The sequence below is a fragment of the Nostoc parmelioides FACHB-3921 genome (assembly GCF_014696625.1).
In the GTDB taxonomy this organism is placed as follows: Bacteria; Cyanobacteriota; Cyanobacteriia; order Cyanobacteriales; family Nostocaceae; genus Trichormus; species Trichormus parmelioides.
Window position 1 is genome coordinate 236027 of the sequence record NZ_JACJQL010000003.1, and the last position, 12829, is coordinate 248855.

Consider the following 12829-nt stretch of genomic DNA (forward strand, 5'->3'; position numbering starts at 1 on the left):
AAGCTAAATTTTTATCAGTATAATCACGTTTTAGCTTCATCTCTTAACTGCCCCTTATCGTTTGCTTTGATGACAGGTAAATGTCTATTCATACCCTTATTTACATAAGAATTACTGTTATTCGCTCAGCAAATCTTGTAATTTTTATCCCTGATTATTTTATGAAATTTTTACTTACTTAAGTATAGGTGAAGCACTAGAGTTATTGTATATCTTTTAATTTTAAACATCATCGTTGCTTCTCCATACTCTATTCAGAGTCATATTAGTATTTATACTATCTTTTTTCATGAATGTCACCCGTAATCAGAATTTTATTACTCAATTTTACTGAATATTTTTAATGTTGAGTTATACGCTATATTGATGGGGTTTTTGAGCATTTTTTACTAGGTAATGAGGGGTTAGACCCCTCGCCTACTGTGCTTTTGAAACTTTAAACCTACTAAGAGAATTTACCACTAAATAGGTTGATAAGCAATTATTTAACGTGAAAAATTAGCTAATACAATCTCAGTAAAATTTTCACATTGATATATAAATGCTAATGGTTGCTTACCAATGGTATACAGATATAAATTTGCACTAGATTTATGATGCAGATAGTATTGTTGCAACTATACATCCGGAAAATTTTCTATAAAAGTGTCAAGGTTTTTTTACAAAACTAGTAAACTGTTACCAGAACTTTTATCAATTTTGCGATTTTATGCTGTGGCGCTAAAAGCTAGTATGCTTTATGTGAGTCGTATCGATTTGAAAAAAGAATAGGACAGATATCTTGATATGTGCTTACAAATGTAAGAACCTGTAGCAAGGGAGGCAGTAAGAGAAGTTGTCAGGAGGAGCAAGTGGCGTTGGTTTCTCTCTCTGATGAGACGCTTACGCGAACCGGGCGAACTTCCCTACGGGACGCTACGCGAACGGGGAGGTAAGGGGAGAATAAAACTATTGACAACTGACAAATGACGACTATAGTTGCAATTGAGCCAAGTGGTGATAAAGACCAGCGATCGCCATTAGTTCTTGATGAGTGCCATGTTCAATTACCATTCCTTGGTCTATGACAAAAATATGGTCAGCGTAGCGCACAGTTGAAAGACGGTGAGAAACGATAAAAGTCGTGCGTTCCTGACTAATCTGGGCTAAATTCTGTTGAAAGCGGCGTTCTGATTCCGCATCTAAACCGCTAGTGGCTTCATCTAAAATCAAAATTTTGGGATTTCTCACCAAAGCACGGGCGATCGCAATTTTTTGCCTTTGTCCCCCAGAAAGCATGAAACCTCGTTCTCCCACTTGGGTATCGTAACCCAGAGGTAAGGCTTGGATAAAATCATGTGCGCCGGATAACTTGGCGGCGGCGATCGCTTGGATTAAACTCAGTTCTTGATCGTGCAAAGTAATGTTTTCTAAAATCGTTCCCGAAAAGAGAAAACTGTCTTGTGCTACTAAACCTACCTGAGTCCGCCAGGATTGGGGAGACACCCCAGCCATATCATGTCCATCAATCCAAATTCTGCCTGTATCAGGGCGATATAAACCCGCTAATAAATTGGCTAAAGTACTTTTACCCGAACCACTTTGGCCAATGATGCCGATAGTTTGTTGGGGTTTGACTCCAAAGGAAATATTTTGTAAGGCGTTACGTTCTTGAAACGAGTTATAACGAAACGACACATTCTCAAATCGTACCTCGCCCCGAATTGGCGGCATCACCAGTAAGGTGGTTTGGGAACTAGCTTCTGGGACGGCCGCATAAACATCATTGAGTCGTTCCACGGAAATCAAGATTTCTTGAAACTCATCCCACAAGCCAACTAATGACAAAACTGGATGAGTCACATTTCCAGTCAGCATATTGAAAGCCACAAACTGTCCCAAGGACATTTTTCCACCCATCACCAAAGTAGCCCCAAACCATAAAACCAAGGTGCTACCAACATGATTAATTAACGTCCGCGTCACTTGTAAACGATGGGCTAATTTTTGTCCCCGCAACCGCGCCTTCAACATTTTTAAAAACCGTTCTTCCCAATACTTCTGCAAAGGACGTTCGGCGGTGGCTGTTTTGACTGTGGCTACCCCAGTCATCATCTCTACTATTGAAGAGTGTTGTCTGGCGGATTCCTGAGAAATTTCTCTTGATGCTTGCTTAAGGTAAGGACTGGCAACTACAGTCAAAATCACTACGGGGATAATCCAACTCAGAACTAAAAGAGTGAGTTGCCAACTGTAATAGGTCATCAACCCCAGATAAGTCACCACCATCAAGATATCTACCGCCGCCCCAATTGCCCTACGGCTAATAAACAGTTGAATTTTCCGGTTTTCTTGAACGCGGCTAATAATGTCGTCTACCTGGCGGGAGGCGAAAAATTGTAAGGGTAACTGCAACGTATAGTTAATAAAGTTGCCAATCAAGTTTAAATCTATGCGGTTAGCAAAATAATCTAGTAAGTTTTGATGCTGCGCCGTTAAGACAGTCCGCCAGATACCCAAACATAAAAAGCTGAACGCAAATATATGCAAATTCGGCAAGTTTTTGATAGGCATTACTTGGTCGATAATCACCTGAGTAAACAGGGGAGTTGCCAAGCCAAAAACTTGTACCAATAAGGAGGCAAGAATTATTTGTCTGAGTACTGTCCGATAATTCCACAATGTTTGCCCATAGCGACCCAGAGAAAATTTTTCACTTTTGAGGGCTTGAAAACGTTCTGTGGGGTCTAATAATAAGGCGTAGCCTGTCCAACTCGTTTCAAATTGCGGACGTGATACCCATTTCCTACCTACAGCCGGGTCAGAAATCAGGATGCGATCGCCTTTAATCTGCCACACTACTACATAGTGATTTCCTTGCCAGTGGGCAACCCAAGGATTGTAGTGCCATTCTAATTTCTGCAAACTTCCCCGGACTGGTAGCACATCATAACCCAAGGTTTGAGCTGCTACTGTCAAACCTTCAAGGGATGCGCCATTGCGGTCTACCTGGGCTAAATTCCTCAAACTATACAGACTTAGGCGCTTACCCCAATATTGGCTAATCATCGCCAAACAAGCTGCACCACAGTCTGATGAACTTTGTTGTTGAATAAATGGGTAGGAGTAGGACGACCGTGATTTGTGTTGTTTGACTCCTTGGGGAAAGTCGATATCTTCGATGTCAGATGTGGCTATGGCTGGCGCTGTAGGCGATCGTAAATTCTGTAACTTGGGTAGGGCTATCTGTGGTTTACTATCAGCCGGGACAACATTAACCACCTCTACGGGCGCTTCTACTTGTTGATAGCTTTCAGTAAAGTAATCAGGAGCGATCGCTCTTGCCAAATCCCAATTTTCCGCAGACAGTTGGTAAACTAGCAAATCCGTCTGCGCTGTCCCATCTGGTAATGTGGATTCGGGATATCCCCAACTATCGCCCACCACTGGCAAAAAACTTGCTATTGATATTGATTGTACTTGACCACTCCCTAGCCAAAAACGACCTTTTTCCGGTGGAGTTGCTTCTGATAAGGTTGTGCCGTTTGGGATATGTTTAGCGATTAAATACGGTAGTAATTCTTGAAGTTTTTTAGTTTTGAGAGAATGTAGTTTAGTATAAGTTTTAAAAAATATCAGCGTTTGGCGTTCACTGGTTAAGCGCTGCAAGTAATTTTTGAGTTGGGGGATAGCCTGTAACCAAGGTTTTAACTCAGAAGTTGTCGTCGAGAGGACAAAGCCATCACTAGCAGCGATCGCTCGATATGGTAATGTTTGCTGACAAAAGTAATGATCTGCCCCAAAAGTTTGTTCAGCCGACACCAATTGCGTAGAAACTTCTCGCCCCAGAGTTTGATTAAACCCTAATAACCGGACTCTACCTTGACCAACTAAATAAATAACATTACTACTATCTGTAGTTGCTGCATCTACAACATAATTTGCTAGTTCATCACCTAATTGAAACTCACGAACTACCCAGTTTTGGCTCAACTCTGAAACTAGACTCGTATCCCCTGCAACTAACCTCAAAAGACTGAGGATAGCCGCTTCTGGAGTGGGAGATAGCTGATCACTGGGATCTTTTGGCAGCCCTCCCTGAACTCTTAACGACGAAGAGGGATTCATAGTTTAATTTCTGTTTGGTGTGTAAACTCTTGGCTTAGTTCTCGGCAAATAAATCTAACATCAGCATTTTGATTTATTGCTAATGTAGTTGCTCAAAAATCATATTTAGGTGAGAATTTATTCCGGTATTTTCTCAAAATTTACTGAATCTTTAACCAGTATTCATGAACTTTATTTTTAATTGATGTTGACTATTCATGAGTAAGTTCACTTAATGGTAAAAGTAGATAGTTTTTTAAATAACTATCTATAACTTGTTAAATCACCTTTAATTTATTACAACAGTAATTTTCTTAAAAAATCAGGAAAATTATTTTTTTATTTGGAAAAGGTTCTCTATGAACATAAATTTAATGCCATTTTTAATTTAGTAATAGTGTTAAAGAACGTGAGCAAAATCACCATCTGTAAAAATTGGTTTTAATTTGTGTGTATCCGAAAATATTCAAAGATTAGTTACATTTTCCCTTGGTTGATTAAACTCCCGGAAAATAAACCCGAAAATTGTTAACACTGGTTTTTAAATTTGAGGCAGAATCCCACCCAAGAGAGAGATACTAAAGCAAATATAAATGCTATTATGTATCTCATGTTACAGATTTTTTCCCACTGCAAACTAACAAAAACGACAAAATTGGCAAGATAGTTGTCACCCCTCACCGATGTACTAAAACTTGGAAATATAGATAAATCAAGCGGAAAAAGCTGTATTTTTTTTGGAAAAAACCGGACTTATTCATTAGGATGGCCGGTTTTTTCCATTATTTCCATGAGAAACTTAAGGAAAATTTTATATTCTCATGGAATTGATGCAATGAGCTATTCTGCTTTTAAGTTGCACAATCCATCGTAAAGGCTGTTAACAGTTGACGGTTGACAGTTAACAGCCCTTATTAGTAGTTATGCAATTTGGACGCGCACTAGCTTACTAACCAATCACCAAATATATTGCCCAAATAGCCATAGCGCGGAGATAGGTACTAGCGCGGAAAGTGCCGGCGGCGGTGATGGCTTCGGGTGTGCGGAATTGCAAACCGTTGTTATAGATTTGCTCTACTACCGCTTGTGTCAACCTGAAACCTTCGTCTTTCATCCCCATTTGTACTAGAAAAGCTGCTAACCCAAAGTTAATTCCTGTCCACACTTCTAAGGGGTGGGTTGCTTTTGGGTTTTCTGGCGAACCATCGGGACGTACTCCATTGGCTGCACCAAATTGACCATCGTAAAACTTGAGGAAGCAAGCATCATAAACAGTTTGGAGTGCAGAAATAGCGCGATCGCTTGGCACAATCTCCGGTAATTCTAGTAAATTAGCGTAGAATTGTCCACACAATTGATCTGCCATGACCACATCGGAACCGCTTTCACTATCTAGTCGATAATATTGACCATTCCAGAGTTTTTCTTGATAGATAGGTAGGGATTTCGTTAACCAAGTTTCATAGGTGGATTTTTGTATAACTAACTTTTCCTTGGTTTCCGAATCTTGGTGATTTTGTAATAAAATGTCACTGATAGCGATCGCTGCTGCCAATGCAGCCATCCACAAGCCACCACAATAGGCGCTTACTCCTTGCAAACGCCAATCATCAAAAGTTTGGTCAGGCGCACCGGAATTTTCCGGAATCCCATCCCCATCTAAATCGAATGTTTTTACATAATCAAGGGTTTCCACAATTGCATCCCAGCAATCGCTTAAAAACTGGACATCATCCGCACCAGTCAGCAGAAAATCCCGATACACTTGCAAGACAAAATCACAGCCTAAATCCTTCCACAAATTACAATCTTGATAGCTGGTGTAATTAGTTTTCTCCCAGACGTGTTCATTTGGTGCGCCTAAATCGTGGGGTGTTGCACCTGGAGTTTTACGCACAGCAATGGGACTTTCTGCCCCAATGGTGTAGTAATAACCAATCACACGGGGGGTATCATCCCCTTGGGGAATTGCCCGCGCAAAAGCCCGCATTACAGCCTTTTCTAGTTCCGGGAATAGTTGCAACAACCCAAAGGAACCATACAGCCGCACATCTAAACTTTCATACCATCGGTAATCTAGGCACTCCAGCACCGCAAACTGACCGATGGGATCGCTTGGTGTCGCTGCACTCCAGAGAGTCCCCCCACTGGTGAGGTCATAAAGCTCATTAAACAGTGCCATTTTGAACCAGTCGGGCAAATCGTCCCGGTTCAGTATGGGGTCTTGCCAACTTTCGATTTGTTGTTGCCAAGTTTTATACTGTTCTAGAGCAATAGTTGCGATCGCCCAAGCATGATTACCACTTTTACCAAAAAAGTCTGTATATCTGCGATAGTAATTCACACCAGCAGCAAACTCTGTCACAGGTAAATCCCAACTCACCACAAAGGGGATTTCTAGGGTTTCTCCTGGTTGCAGAGTGAAACGGACAGCGATCGCGGCTCCTAACTGTTCATTCTCTATAACTGGCGTGGTATCTATATAATTAGGCAATGAACCATCCGCCGCAAAACTTTGCCATACTTCCTCACCAGTACCAATAGGATTCCATTTTGTATGGTGAAAAATCTCCACTAGGGGATGTTTCCGAGTAGCAATGCACCAACTCCCCTCACCTTCCTGTAAAGGTTCAGTCATCCCCACCCGCCCCAAAAAGCAACCAAGATGTTGGGGACTTTCATCTAAATAGTTATAATTTCCCCCACTTTCACCTAAGCGCGGCTGATACTCATACACTGGGCTACCATCGTCCCGCACCCGCACATCAGGAGATTTGAGCGCATTAGTAAACCAACCCACCATATTTTGCCAAGTCAGCATGATACTGAGTGTAATAGGCGCATTTGTGGGATTATGCGCTTGCCAAACAAATACTGCTACAGGGTAACTAGTTTCTTGATAATTGTTTGCCCAGATAGGGGAAAACTGCTCACAAGTTAACTCTGCCTGAAACACATTCTCATACACAAACCAACTACGGGGATATAAGGCGTGATATGTCCCGGTGGTTTGCGTTTCCCTAGAGGCTGGATACCATTGCCAACTGTTCAGACTCCCATCGTCTGTTGGCTGGGTAGACAAAGCATAAGCTTGAGAAGAAGTGCCATTTGATTCAAATACACTAAATTGACAGGCGGGAAAATTTTGGAAAATATGCTCACCACCGTCAATGTGCCATAGGTTAAAGTCTCCCCGCGAAGAACGACCAATGCAACCAGCACCAAAGCCACCCAATGGCATCCCATGCCAAGGCCCATCATCAATATTACTCGCATAGCGGACAGTATAAGGTTTATCCCAACCCAAGCCAATAGGACGATTCCAAGTAGAGGAGGGAATTTGCGGGGAGAATTGATTTGTCATTAACTGGTGTTAAAAGTATGCAGTTACGCTAAGGAAGCTTAACGCGATGTGTAATTTTTCTCAAGTGTTTGGGGATTGGGGACTGGGGATTGGGAACTCAAAGGTTTACGTGATGTTTTTACGCCCAATATTCTGGCTGGGTTAATTCTATAGCGATCGCTAGGAGACTGGCAAAGTCCAACCGATAAAAAAGTTGCCAAAAACGAACTTTTTCCCGTATCTGATGATTACCGCAGGAAAATATTACTCGCCTAGTTTGTATGAGTAATGATAACCAAGGATAGGTATTGCGGATGAGACGAAACCAAATACAGGAAGATTGTTTGTTATTGTTTTCAAACTTGCTCATACTTGGCTAATGTGCGTCTAAATTGCATAACTACTAATAAGGGCTGTTAACAGTTAACTGTTGACAGTCAACAGCCTTGACGATGGATTGTGAAACTTAAAAGCAGAATAGCTTTTCATGACTCATATCCTAAACCTCTTCCTTCCTGACTCCAGCATCTAATTAAAAGCTTGAATATTTAATTCATCCCGCCACTGGGATAAAGGTTTTTCCCAAGCTTCTTCCCACTTTTGCGCGAATAAAGGTTTGGCTTGCAAACCCATTGTCCAACCTCGTTCAATAATCTGGAGAAGCTGAGGTAAGTCTTCTGGAGCCAGTAAGGTGGCGCTCATCAAGGCATTGGCAATTAACATACTGGCTAAGGGTAAACGGAATTGTGCTAGATAAAAGGCTTGTAGTCCGATTTCGTCAATACCACTGGCACTGAATCCTGTAACAAGATGCCAAATATCATGGGTTTGCTGCCAGCGATGCTCAATGTAAGCTGTATCTGAATTGACAATAATTTCGGGATCTATGCGTTCAAAGCCAGACTCTTTGAGAGTCGAGGCATAGAGATAACCCAAAGAATCATCCGGATATTGCAATAGCCGTTCCAAGTCGTGAACTGGTGCATAATATCGCTCTTTGATCAAATGCGCTACCTCAGGATCAGTCTGCATACTTTCCGCCGCCAATTCAAAAGCCCGGCTGTGAATTAAGATGCTACTAAGTTCATCCACCGCATCTATGTTGTCTTCTGTCGTAAGTAACGTGAAAAAAGCTTTCATCGCCGTCAAAAACTGGAAATTCATCTGCCGTTGTACTTCAGAGTCGAGTTTTAACGGCTGAACTGGGTAAGTATTTATCGTTTGCATGGCAAGAGCTACTAGTAATAAGATTGATTAAACATGAACAAAGTTCATGTTTAAAATATACGAACAATGTTCATGTTTTGTCAAGGGCGAAATTAGATTGATGACAGCGAATAATTCTCCTAGTAATTCCAAGATGCGCCGCCAACCCCAGCAGGCGAGGAGTCAGGAGCGAGTTAATTACATTCTGAGTGCAGCCGAGGAATTATTTATTGAGATGGGATATGAGCAGACAACAACAAGAGCGATCGCATCTCGTGCTAAAGTTCCTGTTGGTTCCTTGTATCAGTTCTTCCCCGATAAAGAAGCCATTCTCAAAGCCTTAGCTGTGCGATATTTTCAACAGGAATATCAGTTGTTTGCCCAACTGCACACCAAAGAAGCAGAGACATTACCTGTTGCAGTGTATGTTGATCGGGTAATCGATGCGTTCGATCACTTTATGAACAGCCATCCGGGGTATCGTGCTGTGTATGAGCAATTGCTCAACCTGATGACATATTCAGCAATTGAAGCAATGGATAACTATGAATATCGAATTGTGGATGAACTGGCTGCTTTCTTTGCTAAACTCAATCCCAAACTAGAAGCAGAAAAATGCCAAGCGATCGCCTTAGTAGTAGTGAAGGTAGTAAGTGATCTTCTATGGCTGGCTACCAGTCAGACTCCAGCAAAGCGGCAATTGCTGTTAGCAGAAACGAAAATATTGATGTTGGGTTATCTCAATAATTATTTGGGTCATCAGGTAAGGGACTAGTAGTTCACCAACCCAAAATTGCTGGGCTAGGGCAAGCAGGGGGAGCAGGGGAAGCAGAGGGAGCAGGGGGAGAAAGAGATTTTTTTTGCTGCTATTAACCTTGCAAAGTTCTCTTGGCAGACTACTAGGGACTGGGGATTGGGGATTGGAGATTGGGCATTTCTCCCCCTGCTCCCCTGCCTCCTCTCACGCTCCGCTTCCTAACTCCAACAACCCAGGTGGGGGAGTAATTTCAATGCGGCGGGTTTGTAAATCTACTACTGGTGCGATCGCTTTGACAAAGGGAATTAGCACAGTTTTTGGTTTTTTGTCGCTAGGAACTGGCTCATGCAGGCTCACTTCTAGTAAATCATTGCCAGCCGGGATGACATCAACTACGGTCCCTACCAAATCTCCGGAGGTTTGTAAGAATACTTCCATGCCGATTAAATCGACCACATGATATTCATCTTCGCCTAATTCTGGGCGATCGCTCGCTGGTACAAACAACATACAACCCCGTAATTCTTCCGACTGGCTGCGATTTTCCACACCAGCTAACTGGAGGACATATAAATTTTTGTTCTCCAGGTAACGACCATGCAGCAATTCTATAGGTTGTGGCTCTGTTTGCCCCGGACGTAATAACCATCGGGTTCCCGGCACTTCAAAGCGTTCGGGAAAGTCAGAGTCAGGATAGACTCGTACTTCCCCAGATAAGCCTTGTGCGGAAACGATTTTACCAATTTGTAGCCATTCGTCGGGATTGGGAGTTGAGAATTGGGGACTAGGGACTGGGGTTTGGGGTTTGGGAACTGGGAACTTCTCCCCCTGCCTCCCCTGCTCCCCCTGCCCCCTGCTCCCTGCCCCTTTACTATCTTGTTTACGCTTCATGACTTAGGCACTAACAGGTGTACGCTGGTAAATTTGTTCGACTGCTTTTGCTAGACGCTGCATACCAAGGGCGATTTCAGTATCGCTACCAGTCAAGCTGATGCGGACACATTGGTGTTTGTGCGCCCATTCTTCTTTTAAGCCAGGGAAGAATGTACTACCAGGGACGACAATTACCCCGACCTTTTTCAGTTCTTGGTATAATTCCCAATCGGTGATGGGCAAATCTTGTAACCATAGCCAACTAAAGATAGCACCTTCACCGCGATGGAGGAACCAAGGTAATTCTTTAGGCATGGCGGCTTCTAAAGCATTCTCGACGATGGCGAATTTGTTTTTGTAGAAGGGACGAATGACTTGTTCCGCGATTTGTGCCAACGCACCAGAGTTAATGGCACGAGCGGCGATCGCCTGCCCATAGCGTGAGGAATGTAAACTAGCATTAGTCTGGAAAGATTCTAGGACTTGAATTAATCTTTCATTACCGATAGCAATGCCAATTCTTTCCCCTGGTAAACCTGCTTTCGATAAGCTAGTGCAATGAAGAATATTTTCCCCAAAAATCAGCGACATATCCGTGAAGTTCAACGCCGGGAATGGGGGAGCGTAAGCCGAATCAATTAGCACTGGCACATTATAAGGGGCGGCGAGGGCAGCAATTTTTCTCACTTCGTCATCTGTGAGGACGTTGCCTGTAGGATTACAAGGGCGAGAGAAGATAACGCAGCCTGTACTTTCGGAAATAGATACCTGGCTAAAATCGGGGCGATATTTAAAGCTGTGTGCTGCCGCATCAATATCTAGAGATGGTTTGTAAGCAACTAAAGCTTCGGGAACTAGACAAATACCACCGTAGCCAGTGTAATCGGGACTCAGGGGTAAAACAATCTGCTTCAGGTCGCCGTTGCTAGTGTAACCGCCGAAAACATTAGCAGCATAAAAGTAGAGAGTTTGACTACCCGGAGTGATTAAGATATTGCGATCGGTTAAATTCAGACCATAGCGACGGTTAAAATCTTTGACAACTGCTTCAATTAATGGCGCATAGCCTTGACTAGAACCGTAGCGACAAACTACTTCACCATATTCTTGACTTGCTAAGAGTTCTGCTGTGCAGTCCCGCCATAACTGTTCTACCTCTGGCAAAATCAACGGGTTGCCTGCACTTAAATTAATTAAATCCTGCCCTCCACCAGACTTCAACGTTTCGATAATGTCCTTCATAATCGCTCGTACACCAGTCAGGTTGGACATTTGATCGCCAATTTTAGTTAGGGCAGGGTTCATAAGCTTTAACAGTAAAGATAATTGAAGGGTTGACAAAAATATGAGTCTAGTGCAGCAGACCGATATCATTTTCTAGGCTTGCCGCCTGTAACTAATGTACCAATCTCAGCCGAAAATGCAATTTTAGTTAGTTTACAAAAAAGTTATGTAAATTTTCTGCAACTACCATTCGATAGAATCTTGCTCACCCCATCATTTTTAATTTTTCAGTGTTGCAGGTAAGATACTCCCAGGTAAGGGCTTTTTTTGAATTTTGAATTTTGAATTGATGAGGAGGGCTAACTCGTGGAAGTGAAAGCAGCAATAGCTTACGGCGCGGGTAAGCCGTTGACAATTGAAACCGTTCAACTAGAGGGGCCAAAAGCCGGGGAAGTATTGGTTGAAGTTAAAGCCAGTGGTGTTTGCCATACCGATGCTTACACCCTTTCAGGAGATGATCCCGAAGGTTTGTTTCCAGCGATTTTAGGACATGAAGGCGCAGGGGTGGTAGCAGATGTGGGCGCTGGTGTAACCAGCGTCAAACCAGGGGATCATGTGATTCCTCTCTACACCCCAGAATGTCGCCAATGTGCCTATTGTTTAAGCTTTAAGACTAATCTTTGTCAAGCAATTCGTGGTACTCAAGGACGTGGTTTGATGCCCGATGGGACTAGTCGTTTTAGTATCAACGGGCAGATGATTCATCATTATATGGGTACATCTACGTTTGCTAACTACACAGTCCTACCAGAAATTGCTGTAGCCAAAATTCGGGAAGATGCGCCATTTGACAAGGTTTGTTACATTGGCTGTGGTGTAACGACAGGTATCGGTGCAGTCATTTATACAGCCAAGGTGGAACCAGGGGCGAATGTCGTTGTTTTTGGTTTGGGGGGTATTGGTTTAAACGTCATCCAAGGGGCACGGATGGTGGGCGCTAATATGATTGTCGGCGTAGATATTAATCCCAGTAAACGGGCTTTAGCTGAGAAATTTGGGATGACACATTTTGTTAATCCTAAAGAAGTTGAGGGTGATTTAGTTGCTTATTTGGTGGATTTAACTAAAGGCGGTGCTGATTACAGTTTTGAATGTATTGGTAACGTCAACGTGATGCGCCAAGCCTTAGAATGCTGTCACAAAGGTTGGGGTGTGAGTGTCATTATTGGTGTTGCTGGTGCAGGACAAGAAATTAGTACTCGTCCCTTTCAATTAGTAACTGGGCGTGTGTGGAAAGGTTCTGCTTTTGGTGGCGCTAGAGGGCGTACAGATGTGCCGAA

General features: G+C 42.9%; 8 protein-coding genes. 2 read left to right on the forward strand and 6 right to left on the reverse strand.

Annotated features, from left to right (window positions below; translation table 11 throughout):
- Positions 1-972: 972 nt before the first annotated feature.
- The 4 genes from H6G14_RS04325 to H6G14_RS04340 all read right to left on the reverse strand — a co-directional run bounded on the left by H6G14_RS04325 (position 973) and on the right by H6G14_RS04340 (position 8656).
- The gene (locus tag H6G14_RS04325) at positions 973-4107 is read right to left on the reverse strand and encodes a cysteine peptidase family C39 domain-containing protein (RefSeq protein WP_190565906.1); all 3135 of its coding nucleotides are present in this window, start codon (positions 4105-4107) and stop codon (positions 973-975) included.
- Positions 4108-5035: 928 nt separating this feature from the next.
- Positions 5036-7450, reverse strand: coding sequence for a GH116 family glycosyl hydrolase (locus H6G14_RS04330; protein ID WP_190565907.1), 2415 nt, complete (start codon positions 7448-7450; stop codon positions 5036-5038).
- A gap of 118 nt (positions 7451-7568) precedes the next feature.
- Entirely contained in the window at positions 7569-7799 is a 231-nt protein-coding gene (locus H6G14_RS04335; RefSeq protein WP_190565908.1) for a hypothetical protein, read from the reverse strand.
- A gap of 158 nt (positions 7800-7957) precedes the next feature.
- Positions 7958-8656, reverse strand: a complete 699-nt coding sequence (locus H6G14_RS04340) for a Coq4 family protein (RefSeq protein WP_190565909.1) — start codon at positions 8654-8656, stop codon at positions 7958-7960.
- 100 nt (positions 8657-8756) lie between these two features.
- On the opposite strand from H6G14_RS04340, the gene H6G14_RS04345 reads away from it, so the two are divergent.
- On the forward strand, positions 8757-9410 hold the full coding sequence (locus H6G14_RS04345) for a TetR/AcrR family transcriptional regulator (RefSeq protein WP_190565910.1): 654 nt from the start codon (positions 8757-8759) through the stop codon (positions 9408-9410).
- A 186-nt stretch (positions 9411-9596) separates the two neighbouring features.
- Here the strand turns inward: H6G14_RS04345 and rimM are convergent, their stop codons facing one another.
- The gene (gene rimM, locus H6G14_RS04350) at positions 9597-10283 is read right to left on the reverse strand and encodes a ribosome maturation factor RimM (RefSeq protein WP_190565911.1); all 687 of its coding nucleotides are present in this window, start codon (positions 10281-10283) and stop codon (positions 9597-9599) included.
- Between the two features lie 3 nt (positions 10284-10286).
- Complete coding sequence (locus H6G14_RS04355; RefSeq protein ID WP_190565912.1) at positions 10287-11570, reverse strand: valine--pyruvate transaminase; 1284 nt, start codon at positions 11568-11570, stop codon at positions 10287-10289.
- Between the two features lie 285 nt (positions 11571-11855).
- Between H6G14_RS04355 and H6G14_RS04360 the strand changes: the two genes are divergently transcribed.
- On the forward strand, positions 11856-12829 hold a 974-nt coding region (locus H6G14_RS04360; RefSeq protein ID WP_190565913.1), incomplete at its 3' end, for an S-(hydroxymethyl)glutathione dehydrogenase/class III alcohol dehydrogenase.

Excerpts from the sequence above, each read along its gene's own strand:
- H6G14_RS04325 (WP_190565906.1), bottom strand. The coding sequence starts at position 4,107 with ATGAATCCCTCTTCGTCGTTAAGAGTTCAGGGAGGGCTGCCAAAAGAT.
- H6G14_RS04330 (WP_190565907.1), bottom strand. The coding sequence starts at position 7,450 with ATGACAAATCAATTCTCCCCGCAAATTCCCTCCTCTACTTGGAATCGT.
- H6G14_RS04335 (WP_190565908.1), bottom strand. The coding sequence starts at position 7,799 with ATGAGCAAGTTTGAAAACAATAACAAACAATCTTCCTGTATTTGGTTT.
- H6G14_RS04340 (WP_190565909.1), bottom strand. The coding sequence starts at position 8,656 with ATGCAAACGATAAATACTTACCCAGTTCAGCCGTTAAAACTCGACTCT.
- H6G14_RS04345 (WP_190565910.1), top strand. The coding sequence starts at position 8,757 with ATGACAGCGAATAATTCTCCTAGTAATTCCAAGATGCGCCGCCAACCC.
- rimM (WP_190565911.1), bottom strand. The coding sequence starts at position 10,283 with ATGAAGCGTAAACAAGATAGTAAAGGGGCAGGGAGCAGGGGGCAGGGG.
- H6G14_RS04355 (WP_190565912.1), bottom strand. The coding sequence starts at position 11,570 with ATGAACCCTGCCCTAACTAAAATTGGCGATCAAATGTCCAACCTGACT.